This window comes from Streptomyces sp. NPDC111628, assembly GCF_055635195.1.
In genome coordinates this window covers 727,894-750,699 of sequence record NZ_JBVKBZ010000002.1, presented here as the reverse complement: position 1 = coordinate 750,699, position 22,806 = coordinate 727,894, and the positions used below count along the sequence as shown (strand labels likewise).

Sequence of the window (22,806 nt, the reverse complement as noted above, 5' to 3'; positions counted from 1 at the left end):
CGGGTTAGCATATGAGCGCCGCCTAGCTCGAAAGATAGAGACGTGACTGTCAACGACGACTCGTTCACCAACTGGAAGCACCGCGAAGAGACCGCGGAATCGATGATCCCGATGATCGGGAAGCTGCACCGGGAGCAGGACGTCACGATCCTGCTGCACAGCCGTTCCCTGGTGAACAAGTCGGTGGTCAGCATCCTCAAGACCCACCGCTTCGCCCGCCAGATCGCCGGGGCGGAGCTGTCGGTCACCGAGACGATGCCCTTCCTGCGCGCGCTCACCGCGCTGGACCTCGGTCCCTCGCAGATCGACATCGGCATGCTCGCCGCGACCTACCGGACCGACGACCGGGGTCTGTCGGTCGAGGAGTTCACGGCCGAGGCCGTCGCCGGGGCCACCGGCGCCAACAAGATCGACCGGCGCGAGGGGCGGGACGTCGTCCTGTACGGCTTCGGCCGCATCGGCCGGCTCGTCGCCCGCCTGCTCATCGAGAAGGCCGGGTCGGGCAACGGGCTCCGGCTGCGCGCCATCGTCGTCCGCGGGGGTGGGGAGCGGGCCGCCGAGGACATCGTCAAGCGCGCCTCGCTGCTGCGCCGCGACTCCGTGCACGGCCAGTTCCAGGGCACGATCACCGTCGACGAGGACAACGGCACGATCCTCGCCAACGGCAACGCCGTCAAGGTGATCTACGCGGACGACCCGACGCAGGTCGACTACACGGCGTACGGCATCAAGGACGCCATCCTCATCGACAACACCGGCAAGTGGCGCGACCGCGAGGGTCTGTCGAAGCACCTGCGTCCGGGCATCGACAAGGTCGTACTGACCGCGCCGGGCAAGGGCGACGTCCCGAACATCGTCCACGGCGTCAACCACGACACCATCAAGCCGGACGAGCGGATCCTGTCCTGCGCGTCCTGCACCACCAACGCGATCGTCCCGCCGCTGAAGGCGATGGAGGACGAGTACGGTGTGCTGCGCGGTCACGTGGAGACCGTGCACTCCTTCACCAACGACCAGAACCTGCTGGACAACTACCACAAGTCGGAACGCCGCGGCCGCAGCGCGCCGCTGAACATGGTCATCACGGAGACCGGCGCCGCCTCCGCGGTCGCCAAGGCGCTGCCCGACCTGAAGGCGCGGATCACCGGCAGCTCGATCCGGGTGCCGGTGCCCAACGTGTCGATCGCGATCCTCAACCTCCAGCTGGCCCGCGAGGCGAGCCGCGAAGAGGTCCTGGACCACCTGCGCGAGGTGTCGCTGACCTCGCCGCTCAAGCGCCAGATCGACTTCATCGGCGCGCCCGACGCCGTCTCCAGCGACTTCATCGGCTCGCGCCACGCCTCGATCGTGGACGCGGGCGCGCTGAAGGTCGAGGGCGACAACGCGATCCTCTACCTCTGGTACGACAACGAGTTCGGCTACTCCTGCCAGGTCGTCCGCGTCGTGCAGCACGTCTCCGGGGTGGAGTACCCGACGTACCCGGCTCCGGCGGTCTGATCAGGTCGAGTCGGGTCCGGTCCCCGGTCGGATCCGGTCCGGTCCGGGGGCCAGGGCGTTCGCGAAGAGCCGGGTCAGCGCGGTCGGTGCCGTGATGGCGGTGCCGACCACGACGCTGTGCGCACCCGCGGCGAGCGCCCGGGCCGCCTGCTCGGGCGTCGCGATACGGCCCTCGGCGATCACCGGGGTGTCGAGCGCTCCGGCGAGGTCGGTCACGAGGGCCAGGTCGGGGGCGTCCTGCACCGGGGAGCCCGGCACATAGCCGGACAGCGTGGTGCCGAGGAAGTCCGCCCCCCGGCCGGCTGCCGCGCGGCCCTCGCCCAGCGTCGACACGTCGGCCATGACCAGGGCGCCCGCCGCATGGACGGCCTCGACCAGCTCGGCGAAGGTGCTGCCGTCGGGCCGCGGACGCGCGGTGGCGTCGGCGGCGACGACCGCCGCCCCCGCCTCCACCAGGGCCAGCGCGTGGCGCACGGTCGGGGTGATGAAGACGCCGCTGTCGCCGTCCTTCCACAGGCCGATCACCGGAAGGTCGACGGCCGCGACGGTGGCCGCGACGACCTCCGGGTCGTTGACGCGTACGGCCGCCGCGCCGCCGGAACGCGCCGCCAGGGTCATGCGGACCAGGGTGTCGGTGTGGCGCATCGGATCGCCGGGAGGCGCCTGGCAGGACACGATCAGGCGGCCCTCGAACTGCTCGGCCAGGGACGGGGGCGGGGACGGGGTCATGACGGTGCTCCGGTGGTGGCGGGCTGGTGCAGGGGCAGGGTGCGAGGCAGCGCGGCCGCCCCGAGGACCGCGGCGTCGGCGCCGCCCCGCGGCGGGCGCGGGCGCAGGCCGCGCAGCGGGGCCATGAGTTCGGCGGCGAAGGCCGCGCACAGGGCGTCCCAGTACAGGGCGCCGATGCGGGGCACGCCGCCGGCGACGACGACGCGGTGCGGGCCGAGCGTGTTGGCGAGGCCGCCCAGGGCGCGGCCCGTCGCACGGGCGCCGAGCGTGATGGCGGTGGTGGCGTGCGGGTCGCCCAGAGCGGCGCGTTCTGCGACGGTCTGGAGGCGGCCGGCCGGCTGCCCGCCGAGCCGTACGCAGTGGGCGGTGATGGCGGGGCCCGCCGCGACGGCCTCCAGGTGGCCGGTGGCTCCGCAGGTGCAGGGCAGTCCGTCGGCCTCCGGGCTGGGCAGGTGCCCCAGGTGCCCGGCGATGCCGGCGGCTCCGTGCAGCATGCGTCCCGCGGCGGCGACGGCCCCGCCGACTCCGGTGCCGACGGCGGCGTAGAGGAGGGTGGCGTCGTCGTCCGGTCCGTCCAGTTCCGTCGTGGCGGCGGCCCGTACGTCGTTGTCGCAGGCCACGGGGAGCCCCGTGCGGGTGGCGAGACCGGCGGCGAGGGCGGTGCCGGCCCAGCCGCGGATCGTGTCGGTGGCGCTGGTGACGGTCCCGGTGGCGGGGTCGATCACGCCGGCCGCGGCGACGCCGATCGCGGTGGTGCCGTGGACCCGTACCGCACGGGCGGCGACGGCCAGGGCGTCCAGCACCGCCTCGGCGCCCTCCGTCGCCGGGGTGGGCAGGGTGTGCCGGGCCAGGACGGTGCCGTCGGACCCGACCAGGGCGGCGGCGATCTTGGTGCCGCCCAGGTCGAGGCCGATCACCGGTGCATCGGGGTGCGGTGCGGTCATCGGACCGGCAGCAGCCCGGCGCCGCGCAGGTGCCGCTCGACGTGGGCGACGGAGTCCTCGCCCAGCTGGATCTGCGGCGCGGCGGTGGTGCCGTGGCTGAACACGCCGAGCAGTCGCAGGGCGTGCTTGAAGGCGCCGATGGCCGAGGAGTTGCGGCCCATCTCGCTCTCCGGGCCCGCGTCGACCAGCCCGAACAGCTCGACGAGCCGCTCCTGTTCCTTGGCCGCGCCGTCCAGGTCGCCGCCGCGCACGGCGTCGTAGAGGCGGACGTAACCGGCGGGGTCGACGTTGCCGAGGCCCGGTACCACGCCGTCGGCGCCGGCCAGCAGGGCGGCGTCCACGGTCAGTTCGGAGCCGGTGAGGATGCTGAAGGAGGGGGCGGGGCCGTCGGCGCGGCCGTGGCGTCCGCCCAGTTCGACGAGGAGCCGACGCAGGCCGCCCTCGTCGCCGCTGCTGTCCTTGAGCCCGGCGAGCGTGCCGTCCTCGGCGAGTTCGCGCACCAGGGCGGCGGAGAGCTTGCTGTGCACCGAGACGGGGAGGTCGTAGGCATACAACGGCAGATCGACGGCGGAGCGGATGGCGCGGAAGTGGGCGGCGATCTCACGCGGGTGGGTGCGGGCGTAGAAGGGGGCGGTGGCCACCAGGGCGTCGGCACCGGCCTTGCGGGCGGCCTCGGCGTGGACGAGCACCCGCGGGGTGGTCATGTCGATGACCCCGGCGAGGACCGGGACGCGGCCCGCGACCGCCTCGACGACCGTGTCGAGGGCGACGGCCCGCTGCCGGTCGGTGAGGAAGGCGACCTCGCTGCTGGAGCCCAGGGCGAACAGCCCGTGCACTCCCCCGCCGACGAGGTGCTCGACGAGCCGGGCGAGCGAGGCGGTGTCGACTTCGCCCGACGCGTCCAGAGGAGTGCAGACGGGCGGCACGACGCCGCGCAGGGGCTGGGACGAGGACATGGTGTTTCTCCTGGGCTGTGCGAGTGGTGGTACGGGTGGAACGGGCCGCCCGGCACCGGGGTGCCGGCGGCGGGCGGCCCGTGGCCGGCTACGGCTGGGTGACGGTGAACGTCGTATCGCCGTAGGAGTGCTGGCGACCGCGGACCTCGTAGGCGGCGGTGGCCGGCACGCTGCCCGCGGTGGCGTTCGCGGGGACCGTGACGGGGATCTTCGTGTTCGCGCCCTGACCGGGGTCGAGCGCGGGCACGGTGACCTCCGGTGCGCTCCAGCCGTCGGGCAGGGCGAGCGAGACCGTCCCGGCGGGGAGCCGTACGTCGTTCTGGCTGACCACCCGGACGGTGACGGTGGTGGTCCGCCCCGCGGGGAGGGAGGCGGGAGGGGTGACGGTGACCGGCGCGCAGACTCCGCCGAGCCACTGGAGGTCGAAGGAGGAGTAGGTGATGTGGTCGACGTTCCCCCGCTCCCACAGCAGGCCCATGCTCGGGTTGGGTCCCGTGCCGTCGCTGAGCGGGGTGAGCGTCGAGTAGGCGGCGGCGCCGGACTCGACGGTCCTGCGTACCGGCCAGGTCTGCCCGTTGTCGCAGGAGAGGCGGACGGTGAGGTTGCTGCGGCTGTTGGTCGTCGCGGTGTTGCTGAACAGCAGCCACGAGGCCCTCGGGTGCGAGGCGTCCACGTTCGGCGCGAAACGGGTGATGGAGCCGTTGTTGGCCGGGTCCGGCAGCTCGGTGTCCTGCTGGAAGGGGGTGTAGGTGACGCCGCCGTCGGTGGAGTGGGCGACCGTGCGGTACGGCTTGGAGCGGTTGTTGAGCATGACGCGGCCGTCGGACAGCTCGACGGTCTTGTTCTCGTCGCCGCCGGGGCCGACGGGGGTGCCCATCCGCCAGGTGGCGCCGTGGTCGTCGCTGTAGGCGCTCACCGCGTAGTTGGCGCCGTCCTTGCGGATGGCGTACTGCTGGATGAGGCGGCCCTTGTAGGTGCCGTGGCGCAGCTGGATGCCCTCGCCGGAGGCGGCGAACATGCCGGCCCAGGAGGGGTCCTTGATGTCGGCGGTGATCCGCTCGTGCTTCCAGGTGAGGCCGTCGTCGTCGGAGTAGCTGTAGTCGGCCTGGAGGACGTCCGGGTCGCTCTCGTCGTTGCCGGTGGCCGAGCCGAAGAAGCCCTGGTTCACGGAGGCCGCGTAGAAGAGGAAGACGCGGCCGGTCTCACGGTCGACGAGGAGGCTGGGGTCGCCGTAGCCCTTGGGCGCGGCGTCCTTGCGGACGACCTGCTGGGCCTGCCAGGTGGTGCCGCCGTCGGTGCTGCGCCTGAGGACGACGCCGATGTTGCCGGGCAGGTCGCCGAGGGTGGGGCGGGCGTCGTAGGCGGCGAGCAGCGTGCCCTCGGTGGTCCGGGTCAGGGCGGGGATGCGGTAGTAGGGGGAGCCGGTGCCCGCGGTGGCGAGGTCCTGCGAGGTGAGGGTCCCGGCGGCCGCGGCGGCCCTGCGGGCGGAGTCGGCGCCGTGGGCGGCGGGGACGGTGCTGCCCAGGACGACCAGGGCGGCGGTGCCGATGGCCAGGGTGACTCTTCGCTGCATGAACAGGCCTCTCTCGGGTGAGGGATCAGGCGAGTTGGGGGTCGTGCAGTGCGGTCGGGGCGGTAGGGGCCTCGGAGCGGGGCGCGGTGAGCAGCTCGCGCACCCAGGCGAGTTGTTCGCGGCGGTGGTGGCCGCCGCCGCCCTCGTGGCCGTTGAACTGGTAGACACGCAGGTCCTTGGGGCCGCCGTAGCGGTGGTAGGCCGCGAAGCTCGTCGAGGGCGGGCAGATGTCGTCCATCATCGCGATGGAGAAGAGCGACGGGGCCGTGGCCCGCGCGGCCAGCAGGGCGGCGTCGACGTAGGACAGGGTGGTGAAGACGGCCTCGGTGCGGTCGCGGTGCAGGCGCAGGTACTCGGCGACCTCGGTGTAGGGCGGCCGGGCCGCGATCGTCGCGCCGCGCCTGATGTCGCAGAGGAAGGGGACGTCGGGCAGCACGCCGGCCAGGCCCGGCACGAGGCCGGCCACCGCGAGGGCGATGCCGCCGCCCTGGCTGATTCCGGTGACGACGACCTTGTCCGGGTCGACGGCCGGGTGCGCGCGGGCGGCCTCCACGAAGCGCACCGCGTCGGTGAACACCCGCCGGTAGTAGTGGTCGTGGGGGCTCTCGACGCCACGGGTGAGGAACCCGGGGACGGTGCCGTTCAGGGCGGCGGTGTCGGGGGTGTCGCCGCCCGCGGTGGACCAGCCCTGGCCCCGCGTGTCCATGATGAGGTGGGCGTAACCGGCGTTGGCCCAGAGCACCTGCTCGTGCGGCAGGCCGCGACCGCGCCCGTAGCCGAGGAACTCCACCACGCAGCCGAGCGGTCCGCTCCCGCGGGCGGGCAGGTGCAGCCAGCCCCGGACGGGTTCGCCGGCGAACCCCGGCACCGTGACGTCGTGCGTCGTCACCTCGGTCAGGCCGGTGTCCACCGGCGTGAAGCCGGATGCGCCGCCGGCGTCCCGGGCCTCGTGGAGGGTCTGCTCCCAGAAGGCGTCGAGGTCGGCGGGCTCGTCGAGGTCGGGCCGCAGTGCGAGGCACTGGGCAAGGGTGAGGTCCGTCAGTGGCATGGAGGGGCCCGGTGGGTGAGGCGTGCGCGCGGCGCAGCGCGGAGGGAGCGGGAGGGACCGGCCGAACCGGTCCCGACGAGGCGAGCGGTTCGGCCTCGATCGCATCAGCAGACGTCTGATGTCTGCTGATCGAGGACATTAGAGATCCCGAAGACGACCGTCAAGTGCCCCGGTCCTCGGGCCGCGCGCCGGGCGGTCCGGGCGCGGGCACGGGAAAGGCGCCCCGCGGCGGGGGCGCCTTCGTCGTCCGTGCGACCCGGTCAGCGCCGGGCGCGGGCCTCCTCGATCCGCAGGCGGACCGGCGCGTAGTGCTCGGCGAGGGCCGCCGCGAACTCGACCGGGTCACGGTCGCGCACGGCGTCCACGATGCGCTGGTGGTTGGCGATGGTGGCCGCCTCGTGCTCGCGGGTGAACACGTCGAGATGCGGCGCGACGATGACGTAGACGTCCCAGAAGGCCGCGGAGAGCTGGCCGATGAGGTCGTTGCCGAGCGGAGCAAGGAGCAGCGTGTGGAAGGCCCGGTCGGCCTCGACGAACCCGTGCCCCTCTCCCGCGCCGGCCCTGCGCATCTCGTCGACGTGCGCCTCGAGCCGGCCGATCTGCTCCTCGTCCAGCGAGGAGACGAGCCGCTCGGCCATGCCCCGTTCGAACAGCTCCCGGACCTCGATGAGGTCGCTCATCACCTGGAAGTCGTCGTCGGGGCTGAGCAGGCCGCGGAAGGTCAGGCTCTCCACCAGGGCGGACAGGCTCAGCCTGCCGACGTAGGTGCCGTGCCCGTGCCGCACCTCGACGATGTCGAGCGCGGTGAGGATCCTGATCGCCTCCCGCACACTGGACCGGCTCGCGCCGAGCGCCTCGCACAGGGCGGGCTCGGTCGGCAGCGGATCTCCCGGGCGCAGGTCGTTGCGCAGGATGTAGGCCTTGATGCCGTCGACGACCTCCTGCCGCAACGGTTGTCGTGCCGTCTTGGGCTCCGGCTCTCTGCGCCGAATCGCCCTTTGCCCCACCGCCACCTCTTGACCCCTCTCACTTGCCCGGCTACGTTCCCACGTTATCAAGCATCAGACATCAGACGTCTGACGCTCCGTCGGTGAGGCGCCGACCACACTCGCCTCCTCCACCTTGCTCGACTCTCATATCCCGCCTGGAGGACTCCTTGTCCGCGCGCAGTGCAGCCGGCGTCGATCGCCGCACGTTCATGAGATACACCAGTGCCATCGGTGTGGCGACCGCGGTCACCACGGGTCTGACGGCCTGCGGCGGCCCGGCCTCCAGCGGAGACGGTACCGGTGACTCCGGCAGTGGTGGTGACACCATCGAGGCCGGCCTCTCCTACGCGCTGTCCACCGGCTTCGACCCGATGATCACCTCGGGCGCGACCCCGTACGCGGCCAACATGCACATCTTCGAGGGACTGGTCGACCTCGACCCCGCCACGCTCGTGGCGCGGCCGGCACTGGCGACCGGGATGCCCAAGAAGATCAACGCGACGACCTACCGGGCCACCCTGCGCGAGGGCGCGACCTTCCACGACGGCTCGGCGGTCACCGCGGACGACGTGGTGTTCAGTTTCGAGCGGGTCCTGGACGAGGCGAACGCCTCGCTGATGGCGCAGTTCGTCCCGTTCATCGACCGGGTCACGGCCGTCGACAGGTCGACGGTGGAGTTCAAGCTGAAGTACGCCTTCGCGCTCTTCCCCTCCCGCATATCCGTGGTGCGGATCGTGCCGAAGAAGATCGCGGGCGCCGACGCCAAGTCCTTCGACGCCAGGCCCGTCGGCACCGGCCCTTACAAGTTCGTCTCGGCGGTCCGCGAGGACAAGATCGTCATGGCGGCGTACGACAAGTACAACGGGCCGCACCCGGCCAAGGCCAAGAAGATGATCTGGCGGCTGATGTCCGACCCGTCCGCCCGGGTCAGCGCGCTCAAGTCGGGCCGCGTGCAGGCCATCGAGGACGTGCCCTACATCGACGTCAAGGGCTTCACCGGGAAGGACAAGGTGGAGTCGGTCCAGTCCTTCGGACTGCTCTTCCTGATGTTCAACTGCGCCGACGAGCGGTTCAAGGACAAGCGGGTGCGACAGGCCCTGCACTACGCGCTGGACACCGAGAAGATCATCTCCACTGCGCTGCTCGGCAACGCCGAGGCCGCCACCGGTTACGTCCAGGCCACGCACCCGGACTACCACAAGGCAGCCACCGTCTACACCCACGACGTCGCCAGGGCGAAGAAGCTGCTCGCCGAGGCGGGCGTGGGCAAGCTCTCCTTCACGCTGATGCTCACCGACACCGGCTGGGTCAAGGACGTCGCGCCGCTGATCAAGGAGAGCTGGGCCGCGGTCGGCGTCGACGCCAAGCTGGACATCCAGCAGTCCGCCGCCCAGTACGCCGAGATCGACCAGGGCAACTTCGAGGCGCTGGCCGCGCCGGGCGACCCGTCCGTCTTCGGCAACGACGCGGACCTGCTGCTGCGCTGGTTCTACTACGGCTTCTGGCCGGAGAACCGTTACGGCTGGAAGGGCAGCGACGCCTACAAGCAGACCAGGTCGCTGCTCGACAAGGCCGCCGCCGAGGCCGACGAGGCCAAGCGCAAGGAGCTGTGGGGCCAGGTCACCGACCTGGTCGCCGACGAGGCGGCCCTGTACCCGATCCTGCACCGCAAGCTGCCCACCGCCTGGCGGGAGGGGACGCTGAGCGGGTTCAAGCCGCTGCCCACCACCGGGTTGTCCTTCCTCGACGTCGGCCGGGGCTGACTCCGCACGCCCAGGCCGCCGGACCGCCGCCGCGCCATTCGCGGGCGGCGGCCCCCGCCCCAATCGCTAGGAACCTCACGATGGTTGCATTTCTCCGGCTCGCGCTGCGCCGCGTCGCGATGATGCCGGTGATGGTCCTCGGCATCGCGCTGCTGGTCTTCGTGGTCCTCCAGTTCTCGCCGACCGACCCCGCGTACAACGCGCTGGGCGAGTCGGCGAGCCCCGAGGCGCGAGCGGCGTTCGCCGAGGCGAACGGACTCGACGACCCGCTGCCCGTGCGCTACTTCGCCTTCCTGGGCGACCTGCTGCGCGGTGACCTCGGCGTCACGATGTCGCCCAGTCAGCCCGTCACCGACCGGATCGCCACCGCGTTCCCGCTCACCCTGCAACTGACCCTGCTCGGTCTGGCGCTGGCCGTCGTGCTGGCACTGGTCTTCGGTGTCCTCAGCGCCGTCTACCGCGACCGCTGGCCGGACCAGGTCTTCCGGGTGCTGTCGATGGCCGGCATCGCGCTGCCGTCCTTCTGGGTCGGTGTGCTGCTCATCCAGCAGTTCGCGCTGAACATGCCGGTCTTCCCGACCGGGGGCTACGTCAACCCGGCCGACTCCTTCTCCGGCTGGCTGGAGAGTATGGCGCTGCCCGCCTTCTCCCTCGCCCTGCCGGTCGCCGCGTCGCTGGCCCGCCTCATCCGCACCTCGATGGTCACCGAACTCGACCGCGACTACGTGCGCACCGCCAGGGGCAGCGGCCTGCCGCCGTTCCTGATCATCCGCTCGGTGCTGCGCAACGCGCTGGTCACCCCGCTGACCGTGCTGGGCGTCAAGGTCGGCTACATGCTCAGCGGCGCCGTCGTCATCGAGGCGATCTTCGACCTGCCCGGCATGGGCAAGCTGATCCTCGAGGGTGTCAACGGGGGCGACGTCGGACTGGTCCAGGGCACCGTGCTCACCATCGCGATCGCCTTCCTCGTGGTCAACGTCGTCGTCGACCTGCTCTACCTGCTCGTCAACCCGCGCATCAGGACGGTGTGATGTTCGCTCCACGCTCCCTCGCCGGGCACCTCGCCCGGCCCGGCACCCGCCTGCGCCGGCTGCCCGTGTCCTCCCGGATCGCCCTCGGGGTCCTCCTCGTGGTGGTGCTGGGCGCGGTGTTCGCGCCGCTGCTCACCCAGGACCCGCTCGCCACCGGCATCCCCGCCCGGGCCCCCGGCGCCGACCACTGGTTCGGCACCGACCGGGCCGGCCGCGACGTGTTCGCGCGGGTCGTGCACGGCGCCCGCTACTCCCTGGTCATCGGGCTCGGCGCGACCCTGCTCGCCCTGGTCCTCGGCTCGGTCCTGGGCGCGCTGGCGGCCACCTCGCGCAAGCTCGCCGACGAGTCGGTGATGCGCACACTGGACGTCGTCATGTCCTTCCCGCCGATCGCGCTGGCCGCCGTGCTCGTCGCGGTCTTCGGGCCCAGTGTGCCGGTCATCATCTTCACCATCGCGTTCGTCTACTCGCCCTCGCTGGCCCGCGTGGTGCGGGCCAACGTGCTGGAGCAGTACGGCGAGGACTACGTCGCCGCCGAGCGGGTCGTCGGCGCCCGTCGCGGCTACATCGTGGCCCGGCACGTCGCCGTCAACTGCGCGGCGCCGGTCCTGGTGTTCGCGACGGTCATGGTGGCCGACTCCATCATCTTCGAGGCGAGCCTGTCCTTCATCGGCGCCGGTGTGCAGGACCCCGACCCGAGCTGGGGCAGCGTGCTGGCCTACGGCCGGCAGATCCTGCTGTCCGGCGGCTGGTGGGCGACGCTCTTCCCCGGTCTGTGCGTGCTGGTCACGGTGCTCGCGCTGAACGTGCTCTCCGAGGGCATGACCGATGCCGCCGCCTCCCCGGACCGCTCCCGCACCGGCGGCACCGACACCGACGACAACGCCGCCGACCCCGCGCCGGCGGTCGACGAGACCGAGGTGAACGCCGCGCTCGCCGAACTGGCGGCCCGGCTCGAGGCCATGGAGCCCGCCGTGCCGCCGCTCGCCGAGGACGCGGCCGATCTGCTCGTCGTACGGGACCTGTCCATCCGCTTCCCGGACCGCTACGGCGACACCCGCGTCGTCGACGGCATCTCCTTCACCGTCCGGGAGGGCGAGACCCTCGGTCTGGTCGGCGAGTCGGGCTGCGGCAAGTCCATCACCAGCCTCGCGATCATGGGCCTGCTGGCCCGCAACGCCGAGGCCGACGGCGAGATCCGCTACCGGGGCCGCGACCTGCTGAAGCTGACGCCGAAGGAGCGCCGGGCGCTGATGGGCCCGGAGATCGCGATGGTCTACCAGGACGCCATGTCGTCCCTGAACCCGTCGGTGCTGATCGGCACCCAGCTCAAGTGGCTCACCTCCCGCGGCGGCACCCGCACGCCCGCCGAGCTGCTCGAACTGGTCGGTCTCTCGCCCGAGCGCACCCTGCGCAGCTACCCGCACGAGCTGTCCGGCGGCCAGCGCCAGCGCGTGCTGATCGCGATGGCCCTGTCCCGCGGCCCGCGGCTGCTGATCGCCGACGAGCCGACCACCGCCCTCGACGTCACCGTGCAGGCCCAGGTCGTCGAGCTGCTGGTCCGGCTCCGCGACGAACTCGGCTTCGCGATGGTCCTCGTCTCCCACGACCTGGCCCTGGTCGGTGACCTCGCCCACCGGGTCGCGGTGATGTACGCCGGTCAGGTCGCCGAGGCCGGTGACACCCGCGCGCTGCTGACCGATCCGGCGCACCACTACAGCCGGGGGCTGCTCGGCTCGGTCGTCTCGCTGGAGTCGGGTGCCGAGCGGCTGCACCAGATCCGCGGCGTCGTACCGGCCCCGAAGGCGTTCGGCGCCGGCTGCCGGTTCGCGTCCCGCTGCGCCGCCGCCACCGAACTGTGCACCACCACACCGCCGCCCGCCACCGACCGGGACGCGGGCCCGGACCACCTCTTCGCCTGCCACCACCCGGCGTCCGCGAACCGGACGCCCGCCGGGAACGGACCGGCTTCCGGGACCGGGCCCGCGAAGTCGCTGGAGGGCGCCCGATGACCGCCACCGAGGACAGCACCATGGACCCACTCGTCCGGCTCGACCGCATCCACGTACGGCACAGGGCCCGCAGCGGCGGCATCCTGCGCCGGGACGCCGTGCACGCCCTGACCGACACCTCGCTGGAAGTCCGGCCCGGCGAGATCCTCGGCCTGGTCGGCGAGTCGGGCTGCGGCAAGTCCACGCTGGCCCGCGTGGTCACCGGACTTCAGCGCCCCACCGAGGGACACGTGTACTTCCGGGGCCGGGACCTGTGGACGATGGGCGCCGCCGAGCGCCGCACCGGGTTCGGAGCCGCCGTTGGCGTGGTCTTCCAGGACGCCTCCACCGCGCTGAACCCGAGGCTGCCGGTGCGCCGGATCCTGCGTGACCCGCTGGACGTGCACCGGCGCGGCACACGGGCCGAGCGCGAGGAACGGGTCGAGGAGCTGCTCGACCTGGTCGGGCTGCCCGGGCACACACTGGACGCGCTGCCGGGTCAGCTGTCCGGCGGCCAGCGCCAGCGGGTGGCCATCGCGCGCGCCCTGGCCCTGGAGCCGGAGCTGATCGTCGCCGACGAGCCCACCAGCGCCCTGGACGTGTCGGTGCGCGCCCAGATCCTCAACCTGCTGGTGGACCTGCGCGCCCGGCTCGGCCTCGGCATGGTGTTCATCTCGCACGACGTCCAGACGGTCCGGTATCTCGCGGACCGCATCGCGGTGCTGTACCTGGGCCGCGTGGTCGAGGAGGGCGGGGCCGCCGAGGTCTCCGGCGCCTCCCGGCACCCGTACACCGAGGCGCTGCTCTCCGCGACGCCGAGCCTGCTGGAACGCCCCGAGCGGATCGTGCTGCACGGCCCGGTGCCCTCGGCCACCCACCCGCCCTCCGGCTGCCCGTTCCGCACCCGCTGCTGGAAGGCGGACGACGCCTGCGCCACCGTCTTCCCGGCGGCTGCTGAGGGTCCCGGCGCACATCGGTGGCACTGCGTCCATCCGCAGGGGGGCGACGCACCGCACGGGGCGCCGGGCGGAGGCTGACGGGTATCGGCCGGCCCGGACCGGGGCATGCGTGTGAGGGCACGCCCCGTCCGGGCGCCGTGCGGCACTACGGCCGGCTGATACGAGAATGGTTCCATGAACGCACTGGTTCGGCGCTCGCCCTGGGTCGGGGTGCTGGTCTGGTGCGTGGCCGTGCTGAGCCTGACCGTCCTGGCCGCGGCGGCCGTCGTCCGCAGCACGGTGCTGGACCCCGGCTTCTACGGCCAGGTGCTGGAGGACGAGCACGCCTATCAGCGCTTCTACGACGAGGTGCTGGTGGACCCGCGCAGTACGCCGTTCACCAGCGACCTGCTGGAGCGGCTGCCCGTTCCGCAGTCGACCATCACCTCGAACCTCAAGGTGGTGGTCCCGCCCGAGACGCTGCGGACCATGGGCGAGGGCCAGATCGCGGAAATGGTCCACTATCTGGAGGGAGACCGCGAGCGGCTGCGGATCACGGTCGATCTGGAGCCCGTCGTCGCGAACGTCGAACGGCTCAGCCAGGCGTACTTCGGTGATGCCGTCGCGGCGCTGCAGAAGCGGTCCGAACCCGACTTCCAGGCCTTCGTGCAGCACCTGAGTGAGCTGGTGGCACGGGTGGTGGCCGGTGAGGCGCCGCTGGACGAGCTGCCGACGCTGCCCCTCTCCCACAGCCAGGCGGACGCGGCCACGGACGCGCTGATGCGGCTGGTGCCGGACGGCGCGACGCGCGACGGCGTCAGATCGACCGTGATGACGGCCCTGGACCGGGGCGACGTGGCCGCCGCCCTGGCCGCGATCGCCCCGGTCGCCCTGACCGACCAGGTCCGGGACGCGGCCGAGGAGCTGTTGCGGGAGGCGAAGCGGGGCACGTGGGTGGTGACCGTCGACGTCGAGCCCGGGACCGAGGCACTGGCTCCGCTGGACCGTGCCCGCAAGGTCACCCGGCTCTTCCAGGAAGTGGTGGAACCGGCGGCGGCCGTGCTGTGCGCCGCCGCGCTCACCCTGCTGTGGTTCCTGACGCCGTCGCCCGCCAAGCGCCGGCTGATTCCGCTCGGCTGGGTGCCGGCCGCCGCCGCCTCGCTCATGGCGCTCACCGTGCTCGTGCTGCGGCTCACGCTGGGCGACACGCTGTTCGGCACCCCGACGTCCTGGCCGCCGGCGGCCACGGGGCTGCTCGCCGACGTGCAGGCCGCCGCGCTCGACCGGCTGCTGACCACCGCCGTCGTCGTCGCGGTGATCCTGCTCGCCGCGGGCGCCCTGCTGATCACCGTCGGCTGGGTCTGGCAGACTCGGCCCAGCGTGCCGGTCCTCACCGATCCGCGGCACGTTCCGGCGCTGACCTTCACCGTCACCGCCGTCGCCCTCGTCGGGACGATGCTGGCGCCGGTGGCGATCAGCGGTTCCTCCCCGCGGATCTGCCAGGGCAGTGCCGAGCTGTGCGACGCCCGCTACGACGAGATCGCCCAGCTCGCGTCGCACAACGCGATGGCGACGACGGCGGACCGGTTCATCGGTCCCCTCCAGGACCCGGACATCGTCGGTCAGCTGGGCGCCGGTTCGCGGGTCCTGCTGCTCGACACGCACCGCTGGGAGCGGCCCGAGGAGGTCGCGGAGCGGCTGAGCACCTCCGACTTCTCCCCCGCCGAGCGCCGTCGGCTGACCGCGATCCTGGAACGGGTGAACCCGCCCCATCCGGGCCTGTGGCTGTGCCACTCGGTGTGCGGCGCCGGGGCCCTCGAACTGGAACCGACGCTGCGGCAGATCGGCGAGTGGCTGCGCGACAACCCCACGGAGATCGTCACGCTGATCCTCCAGGACGGGGTGGGCGCGGTGACGACGCAGGACGCCTTCGTCCGGGCCGGTCTCTCGGACCTGCTGTACGAGCCGGACCGGGACCCGGACCGGCCGTGGCCGAAGCTCGGGGACATGATCGACAGCGGCCGGCGGCTGGTCGTCTTCGCGGAGAAGGCGGACGGACCCGCGCCCTGGTACCGCAACCTCTACCGGTACGGCATGGAGACGCCGTTCGCCTTCCGCAGCCCGGACGAGATGTCGTGCCTGCCCAACCGGGGCGGCTCGGACAAGCGGCTGTTCCTGCTGAACCACTTCGTCACGGCGGGCGGCGGGCTGCGGCTGGACGCCGGGGTCGTCAACTCGCGGCAGCGGGTGCTGGAGCGGGCGCACACCTGTGAACGGCAGCGCGGCAGACCGGTCAACTTCATCGCGGTGGACTACGCGACGATCGGCGACGCGCTCGGCGCGGTGAACGAGCTCAACGCCGAACGCGTCGAGGACGACCCCCGCGTCCCGGTCGAGCGCACCCCCGGCCGGATCCCGGGCGCGGCGGAAGCCCGGCGGCGCGGTGGTGCTCCGCGCCGCCGGGCGGTCCCCTGGTGACCGGCTCCGGCCTGGTCGGCTGTTACCGGTCGGGCTCCTGCTGCTCGGTTCCTACTGGTTGATCTTGAACTGGGAGCCGGGTTCGATCTGTACGTCCTCCTCGGCCGAGTTGGTGATCGTGACGTCGGTCAGGGTCGCGCTGCCGCGGGCGCCGCCCATCGCGAGGATGCCGGAGCCGTTGTTCGACTTGTCGATGCGGACGTTCTGGATCTTCACGTCCGGCATCGCGCCGCCTCCCGTCTTGAACTGGATGCCGTCGTAGGTCGAGTCGAGGATCTCGGTGTCCCGGATGGTCACCCCCGGGATGTCCTGGCCCTGCGCGAAGAGGGTGATGGCACCGAACTCCTGGTCCTCGTTCCAGAACGCGCCGCCCGTGCGGTGCAGGGCGTTGCCTGCGATGAGGGTCTGCCCGGAGAAGGGCAGCGGGTCGTGGTCGGTGGCGAGCATGATGCCGGGGTAGTTCATGGTGTCGGAGACCACGTTGTTCTCGATGGTGTTGCCGTAACCGCCGTACACCGCGATGCCGTTGGCCCGCCACGGCAGCTGGATCGTGTTGTTGCGGAAGTGGTTGTCGTGGCCGATGTCCACGGACGGGTCCTTCACGTACTTGTTGGCCCAGACCGCGAGCGAGTCGTCGCCGGTGGTGCGGAAGGAGGAGTTGTAGACGGTGGAGTTGCGGGTGCCGTTGGAGAAGTTGATGCCGTCCGCGTAGGTGTCGCGGATGCGCATGCCGGTGAACTCCAGGCCGTCGGCGGGGCCCCACAGCTCGGGGATGTTCGAGTAGTCGCGGCCGACCCAGACGCCGACGTTGGCGTGCTCGATCCACACGTTGCTGATCTTGGTGTCCTTGCCGAAGCGGCCGTTGAGCCCGACGCCGCCCTCCGCGTTGCCGTCGCCGCCGCGGATGGTGCCCGAGCCGAAGATGGCGAGGTCGGAGATCTGCGTGTTGCCGTCGATGTCGAAGCCGAAGTTGCCCTCGTGCGGGTGGTTGATGCCGCCGGCCTCCTGCGGCGGGGTCAGGGTGTAGAGCTGGGAGTGCCACATGCCGGCGCCGCGGACGGTGACGTTGCTGATCCCGACCTGGTTGTACTGGCCGCGGTTCTGCGGGTCGTCGGTGAGGATCTTCTGCTCCTGGCGCCACTGTCCGGCGGGGATCCAGACACAGTCGATCCTGCCGTTCTGGTCGTCGGTGACGGCGCGCTGGATGGCGTCGGTGTCGTCGAGTCCGTCGCCGGGGACGGCCCCGTACTCGGTGATGGAGGTGCACTCGGCGGGCTTGGCCTTGGCGGGCGCGACCTGCTCCAGGTCGATCAGGTCGATGACGTAATAGGCGGCCGAGTCGCCCGAGTCGCGCTGGAGGCGGAACTCGGTGCCCTGCGGGAAGGTCCGGTCGAGAAGTGCGTGGGACTCGTCGAAGAGGCGCCGGGCGTCGCCGCCGGGCCGGTTGGTGAGGCCCTCCGGGTCGTCGGTGCTGCCGTAGAGCCAGCTGTGCTTGGACGACAGGTTGAGCTTCTGCACGAACTGGCCGTCGGCGTAGAGGCTGATGGTGGCCTCGGCTCCGCCGCCGCCGGGGGCGTCGGGGATGGAGTTGCGCACCACGATGGAGTTGGTGGGCGTGGTGGAGGTGAACTCGACGTACTCGCCGGTCGAGTCGAGCCGGACGGACTCGCGGCCCGAGGACTCGGTGCCGAAGTTGGTGTGCCCGAAGGTCCGCTTGGCGTCGGTGCTGAGCAGGGTGCCGTCGTACCGGCCGTCCTCCGCCTCGTACTCGGTGTACGGCACGGCGGCGCCGCGTCCGACGACGAGGGACTTGGCGAGCACGTTGTTGTTCTCGTTGGTCTCGGCGACCCGTGCGGTGGCGTCGGCGGTGGCGGTGAGGGTGACCCCGCCACCGGTCGCCTTCCAGGTGCCGTCGACCGGCACGTTCACCGTGGCGCCCGCCGCGACCTGCCCGGTGGTGCCGTCCAGGGTGGTGGAGCCGGCCTGGACCCGGGTCACCGAGCCCGCCTCGACGGCGCTGGTGCCGCGGTTGTGCACGGCGACGGTGAAGGAGACCTCGGCGCCCACCGCCGGGTTGGCCGGGTTGGTGGTCACGGAGCGCACTTCGAGGTCGGGTCCGGGTGCCCGGTCGACGACGAGTCGGTCGGTGGCGGAGCGGCTGTTGTTGGTGTCGTCCAGTTCGGCGACGGTGTCCTTCGGGTCGGCCACGGCGGCGACCGCGTAGCTGCCGGCCGCGTGGGTGCCGGTGGCGACGGCGACCTCGGCGGACTCGCCGGGGTCGAGCGCGGGGACCGCGGCGCTGCCGGCCGTGGTGCCCTCGACGGTGACCTCGGTGGTGGTCGCGGCCGAGGCCGCGGTGCCGGCGTTGCGGACCGTGGTGTTGACGGTGACCTCGTCGCGCTCGTTCGGCGCGGCGGGCGACCAGTCGAGGCCGGTGACGGTGAGGTCGGGCGCGGGCGCGGCGGTGCCGAGGACCTGGAACTCGGCGACCTGGCCGCCGGATGCCCCGGTGTTGGAGAAGAACCGGAGCCGTACGTCGGAGACCCGGCCGCTGACCGGGATGGTCACCGCGTTGTCCCGGCCCGGGCTGAAGGCGTAGTCGGCGCGCTCGCGCAGCGAGGTGAAGCCGCTCTCGCCCTGCGCCCGTCCGAACACCTGGATGCTCTGGGTGCGGGCGGACCACACCGGGTCGGGGTTGAGCTTGACGACGACACCGCTGACGTCGGCGTCGGCCCCGAGCTTCACGGTGAGGTCGGCCGGGTTGCCGGCGGCCTCCCAGTACGTGGAGGTGGAGTCGTCGGTGGCGTTGGCGGCGACGTAGTTCTGGGTCGTGGAGGTGGCCTCGGCGGGCTTGTTGCGGGCGAGGTTGGTGCCGGTGGGCGGCGGCCCGGTGTCGACGTCGTCTCCGTACACCTCCAGTTCGGCCAGTTGCGCGGCGTTCCAGCCGGTGTTGCCGGTGATGTCGACGCGGACGTAGCGGGCCTCGGAGGGTGAGTCGAGGTCGATGGCCACGGTGCCCGCCTGCGCCGGGCCGAACGCCCGTCCGTCGGAGCCGTCGAGGCTGTGGAACGTGGAGCCGTCGGTGCTGCCCCGCAGGGAGAGCGTCTGGGTGCGGTTCTCCCAGCCGGCGGGCAGTTTGAGGACCACCCGGTCGACGTCGCGGGCGGTGCCGAGGTCGACCTGGAGCCACTCGGGGAAGGTGCCGGCCGGCCCCTCCCAGTAGGTGGCCTGCTGTCCGTCGGTGGCGTTGCCCGCCGGGTAGGCGCCGTGCGAGCCGCCCGCCTCGGCGGGGCGGCCGAGGGCCAGGTTGACGTCGGCGGCGGCCGTCACCGGCGCCGTCGCCGCCTGCGCGGTGGCGGCGAGGGGCAGTGGCAGCAGCCCGAGGGTCATCAGCCCGGCGACGGCGGCGCCCGTGAGCGTCCGCCGGCCGAGAGATCTCCGTCTCATGGGTGTGTCCTCTGTTCCGTGGGGAGTCGGGGAGGGCGCGGCGGCCCGGCAGTTGGGGGGAAGCACCGAATCTGCGCGCCAATTGAGCAGGACAGTCGATTCTTTGCGGAAAGTGCGTCATCAGGTTTCTAGCGCGTCATGTATTTGTCAACGGTCGCGACTGAGGCCGGAGTTGGCACGTAAACCGCTTGCGTTGTTTGCGGCATCCTTGCGTAGCACTTGAACTGGCAATGAAGCTCTTGAGTGAGCAGAGTGGGTCGCTGGAAGCTTGCAAAGCACGCAAGTCGTGCACGATGGAGAGAAACAGAAGGGCCGGCCCGACACCCTGAGGTGTCGGGCCGGCCCTTGCCGGTGCGGGGTCCCCTCGGACAGGGGACGAGGGGTCAGTCCGTGCCGGACTCCATCGCGGCGCGGTCCAGCAGCTCGTCGTCGGCGGAGACCTCGCCGCGCGAGGCGATGGCCTGCGCGCCGCCCTCCGGCATGGCGCCGATCAGCCCGGTCGCGGCGGCCTGGGCGGCGCCGATGGCGGGGTTGGCGGTGCCGATGAGACCGAGACCGGCGTACTGCTCCAGCTTGGCGCGGGAGTCGGCGATGTCCAGGTTGCGCATGGTCAGCTGGCCGATCCGGTCCACCGGGCCGAACGCGGAGTCCTCGGTGCGCTCCATGGAGAGCTTGTCCGGGTGGTAGCTGAACGCCGGGCCCGTGGTGTCGAGGATGGAGTAGTCCTCGCCGCGCCGCAGCCTGAGGGTGACCTCGCCGGTGACCGCCGAGCCGACCCAGCGCTGCAGCGACTCGCGGATCATCAGGGACTGCGGGTCGAGCCAGCGGCCCTCGTACATCAGCCGGCCCAGGCGCCGACCCTCGGTGTGGTACTGCGCGAGGGTGTCCTCGTTGTGGATGGCGTTGACCAGACGCTCGTAGGCGGCGTGCAGCAGGGCCATGCCGGGCGCCTCGTAGATGCCGCGGCTCTTGGCCTCGATGATCCGGTTCTCGATCTGGTCGGACATGCCCATGCCGTGCCGGCCGCCGACGGCGTTGGCCTCCATGACCAGGTCGACCGCGGAGGCGAACTCCTTGCCGTTGATCGTCACCGGGCGGCCCTGGTCGAAGCCGATGGTCACGTCCTCGGGCGCGATCTCGACCGACGGGTCCCAGAACCGCACGCCCATGATGGGCTCCACGGTCTCCACGCCGGTGTCGAGGTGCTCCAGGGTCTTGGCCTCGTGGGTGGCGCCCCAGATGTTGGCGTCGGTGGAGTACGCCTTCTCCGTGGAGTCCCGGTAGGGCAGGTCGTGGGCGACCAGCCACTCCGACATCTCCTTGCGGCCGCCGAGCTCCGTCACGAAGTCCGCGTCCAGCCAGGGCTTGTAGATCCTCAGCTGCGGGTTGGCGAGCAGGCCGTACCGGTAGAACCGCTCGATGTCGTTGCCCTTGAACGTGGAGCCGTCGCCCCAGATCTGGACGTCGTCCTCCAGCATCGCCCGGACGAGGAGGGTGCCCGTGACGGCACGGCCCAGCGGCGTGGTGTTGAAGTAGGCGCGCCCGCCCGAGCGGATGTGGAACGCCCCGCAGGTGAGCGCGGCCAGGCCCTCCTCGACCAGCGCCTCGCGGCAGTCGACCAGGCGCGCGACCTCGGCGCCGTACGTCTTGGCACGGTCGGGCACCGAGGCGATGTCGGGCTCGTCGTACTGACCGATGTCGGCGGTGTACGTGCACGGGACGGCGCCCTTGTCACGCATCCACGCGACCGCGACGGAGGTGTCGAGGCCGCCCGAGAAGGCGATACCGACGCGCTCGCCGGTGGGGAGGGAGGTGAGGACCTTGGACATAGGAAGAGTATGCATGATTACGCATGACCATGCAAAGCCTCGTCCCGCGTCGTCTGCGTCACCCCGTCGGCAGCGCCACGTACTGGTACTCCAGGAACTCCTCGATCCCGACCCGGCCGCCCTCCCGGCCGAGCCCCGACTGCTTGACGCCGCCGAAGGGCGCGGCGGGGTTGGAGACCAGGCCGGTGTTGAGCCCGACCATGCCGACCTCCAGGCGTTCGCTGACCCGCAGGGCGCGGTCCAGGCCGTCGGTGAAGACGTAGCCGACGAGCCCCCAGGGGGTGTCGTTGGCGCGGCGGACCACCTCGTCCTCGTCGTCGAAGGTGAGGATCGCCGCGACGGGGCCGAAGATCTCCGTCGTCATCAGGCGGCTGTCCGGTGAGACGTCGGTGAGCACCGTGGGCGGGTAGAAGCGGCCGGGACCCTCCGGCGTGGTGCCACCGACCAGCACCCGGGCACCGCGCTCCACCGCGTCGGCGACCAGTTCCTCGACCTTGGCGCGCCCGGCGGCGTCGATGAGCGGGCCGACGTCGACGCCGTCCCGCGTACCGGGGCCCACGACGAGTGCTCCCATCCGCCCGGCCAGCCGGTCGGCGAACTCCCCCGCCACCGAGCGGTGCACGAAGAAGCGGTTCGCGGCGGTGCACGCCTCGCCCATGTTGCGCATCTTGGCGACCATCGCGCCGTCCACGGCCGCGTCGAGGTTCGCGTCGTCGAAGACCACGAACGGCGCGTTGCCGCCCAGCTCCATCGAGGTCCGCACGACGGTGTCCGCGCACTGTGCCAGAAGCAGCCGCCCCACGGCCGTCGAACCGGTGAAGGACAGCTTCCGGATGCGCCCACCGCGCAGGAGCGGTTCGCAGACCTCCCCCGCCCTGGACGTGGTGACGACGTTGAGCACCCCGTCCGGCAGACCCGCCTCCTTGAGGATCGCCGCCAGGGCCAGGCTGGAGAGCGGGGTCTGGGGTGCCGGTTTGAGCACCATCGTGCAACCGGCCGCGATCGCCGGGCCGATCTTGCGGGTGCCCATGGCGAGCGGGAAGTTCCACGGCGTGATCAGCAGGCACGGTCCGACCGGGCGCCGGGAGAGCAGCATGCGGTTGCGGCCGTCGGGCAGGACGCCGTGGCCGCCGTCGATGCGGACGGCCTCCTCGGAGAACCAGCGGAAGAACTCCGCCGCGTAGGCGACCTCTCCCCGGGCCTCCGCCAGCGGTTTGCCCATCTCGGAGGTCATCAGGCGGGCCAGTGCGTCCGTGCGCTCCAGGACGAGCTCGTACGCCCGGCGCAGGATCTCGCTGCGCGCCCTCGGCGCCGTCCGGGCCCATTCCTCCTGCGCCTGGACCGCCGCCTCCTCGGCGAGCCGGGCGTCCCCCGGGCCCGCGTCGGCGACATGGGCGAGGATCTCGCCGGTCGCGGGGTCGTCGACGGGCATGACGGCGCCGTCCGCGGCGTCCGCCCAGCCACCGCCGAGGAACAGCTGCGTGGGGGTGTCGGTCATGGGGTCCCTCCTGATCGCCGGTGCGTCGTGCGTAGGGGGCGGTCGGTGCAGGCGGTGCGTGCGGGGCAGGCGGTGCGTGCGGGGCGGGCCGTGCA

At 72.0% G+C, this 22,806-nt stretch carries 15 protein-coding genes; 6 read left to right on the top strand and 9 right to left on the bottom strand.

What is annotated here, in order from left to right; genetic code table 11:
• Positions 1 to 42 precede the first annotated feature (42 nt).
• The gene (locus ACZ7MF_RS11000) at positions 43 to 1,497 is read left to right on the top strand and encodes a glyceraldehyde-3-phosphate dehydrogenase (RefSeq protein WP_471475879.1); all 1,455 of its coding nucleotides are present in this window, start codon (positions 43 to 45) and stop codon (positions 1,495 to 1,497) included.
• On the opposite strand, the gene ACZ7MF_RS10995 is transcribed toward ACZ7MF_RS11000, so the two are convergent.
• From ACZ7MF_RS10995 to ACZ7MF_RS10970, 6 genes are all read right to left on the bottom strand, one after another.
• Complete coding sequence (locus tag ACZ7MF_RS10995; RefSeq protein ID WP_471475877.1) at positions 1,498 to 2,226, bottom strand: N-acetylmannosamine-6-phosphate 2-epimerase; 729 nt, start codon at positions 2,224 to 2,226, stop codon at positions 1,498 to 1,500.
• Positions 2,223 to 3,170 (bottom strand): ROK family protein, encoded by a 948-nt coding sequence (locus tag ACZ7MF_RS10990; protein ID WP_471475876.1) that lies wholly within the window; start codon positions 3,168 to 3,170, stop codon positions 2,223 to 2,225. Before ACZ7MF_RS10990 ends, ACZ7MF_RS10995 begins: the two co-directional genes overlap by 4 nt.
• Entirely contained in the window at positions 3,167 to 4,126 is a 960-nt protein-coding gene (locus tag ACZ7MF_RS10985) for a dihydrodipicolinate synthase family protein (protein ID WP_471475874.1), read from the bottom strand. The genes ACZ7MF_RS10990 and ACZ7MF_RS10985 overlap by 4 nt, the downstream gene beginning before the upstream one ends.
• A gap of 88 nt (positions 4,127 to 4,214) precedes the next feature.
• Positions 4,215 to 5,699, bottom strand: a complete 1,485-nt coding sequence (locus tag ACZ7MF_RS10980) for an exo-alpha-sialidase (RefSeq protein WP_471475872.1) — start codon at positions 5,697 to 5,699, stop codon at positions 4,215 to 4,217.
• 25 nt (positions 5,700 to 5,724) lie between these two features.
• Positions 5,725 to 6,747, bottom strand: a complete 1,023-nt coding sequence (locus ACZ7MF_RS10975) for an acetylxylan esterase (RefSeq protein WP_471475871.1) — start codon at positions 6,745 to 6,747, stop codon at positions 5,725 to 5,727.
• A 260-nt stretch (positions 6,748 to 7,007) separates the two neighbouring features.
• The gene (locus tag ACZ7MF_RS10970) at positions 7,008 to 7,760 is read right to left on the bottom strand and encodes a FadR/GntR family transcriptional regulator (protein ID WP_388525018.1); all 753 of its coding nucleotides are present in this window, start codon (positions 7,758 to 7,760) and stop codon (positions 7,008 to 7,010) included.
• Between the two features lie 185 nt (positions 7,761 to 7,945).
• Between ACZ7MF_RS10970 and ACZ7MF_RS10965 the strand changes: the two genes are divergently transcribed.
• The 5 genes from ACZ7MF_RS10965 to ACZ7MF_RS10945 all read left to right on the top strand — a co-directional run bounded on the left by ACZ7MF_RS10965 (position 7,946) and on the right by ACZ7MF_RS10945 (position 15,937).
• Positions 7,946 to 9,499 (top strand): ABC transporter substrate-binding protein, encoded by a 1,554-nt coding sequence (locus ACZ7MF_RS10965; RefSeq protein ID WP_471475870.1) that lies wholly within the window; start codon positions 7,946 to 7,948, stop codon positions 9,497 to 9,499.
• Between the two features lie 80 nt (positions 9,500 to 9,579).
• Positions 9,580 to 10,530 carry an ABC transporter permease gene (locus tag ACZ7MF_RS10960; protein WP_471475868.1) on the top strand — a complete coding sequence of 317 codons (951 nt, stop codon included), beginning with the start codon at positions 9,580 to 9,582 and terminating at the stop codon, positions 10,528 to 10,530.
• Positions 10,530 to 12,542, top strand: a complete 2,013-nt coding sequence (locus ACZ7MF_RS10955; protein ID WP_471475866.1) for a dipeptide/oligopeptide/nickel ABC transporter permease/ATP-binding protein — start codon at positions 10,530 to 10,532, stop codon at positions 12,540 to 12,542. The genes ACZ7MF_RS10960 and ACZ7MF_RS10955 overlap by 1 nt, the downstream gene beginning before the upstream one ends.
• On the top strand, positions 12,539 to 13,558 hold the full coding sequence (locus tag ACZ7MF_RS10950) for an oligopeptide/dipeptide ABC transporter ATP-binding protein (protein ID WP_471475864.1): 1,020 nt from the start codon (positions 12,539 to 12,541) through the stop codon (positions 13,556 to 13,558). Before ACZ7MF_RS10955 ends, ACZ7MF_RS10950 begins: the two co-directional genes overlap by 4 nt.
• 96 nt (positions 13,559 to 13,654) lie before the next feature.
• Complete coding sequence (locus ACZ7MF_RS10945; RefSeq protein ID WP_471475863.1) at positions 13,655 to 15,937, top strand: hypothetical protein; 2,283 nt, start codon at positions 13,655 to 13,657, stop codon at positions 15,935 to 15,937.
• 51 nt (positions 15,938 to 15,988) lie between these two features.
• Here the strand turns inward: ACZ7MF_RS10945 and ACZ7MF_RS10940 are convergent, their stop codons facing one another.
• The 3 genes from ACZ7MF_RS10940 to ACZ7MF_RS10930 all read right to left on the bottom strand — a co-directional run bounded on the left by ACZ7MF_RS10940 (position 15,989) and on the right by ACZ7MF_RS10930 (position 22,711).
• Complete coding sequence (locus tag ACZ7MF_RS10940) at positions 15,989 to 19,384, bottom strand: CARDB domain-containing protein (protein WP_471475861.1); 3,396 nt, start codon at positions 19,382 to 19,384, stop codon at positions 15,989 to 15,991.
• A gap of 383 nt (positions 19,385 to 19,767) precedes the next feature.
• Positions 19,768 to 21,213 (bottom strand): argininosuccinate synthase, encoded by a 1,446-nt coding sequence (gene argG / locus ACZ7MF_RS10935; protein ID WP_356865825.1) that lies wholly within the window; start codon positions 21,211 to 21,213, stop codon positions 19,768 to 19,770.
• A gap of 58 nt (positions 21,214 to 21,271) precedes the next feature.
• Positions 21,272 to 22,711 carry an NAD-dependent succinate-semialdehyde dehydrogenase gene (locus tag ACZ7MF_RS10930; RefSeq protein ID WP_471475860.1) on the bottom strand — a complete coding sequence of 480 codons (1,440 nt, stop codon included), beginning with the start codon at positions 22,709 to 22,711 and terminating at the stop codon, positions 21,272 to 21,274.
• Positions 22,712 to 22,806: the final 95 nt, after the last annotated feature.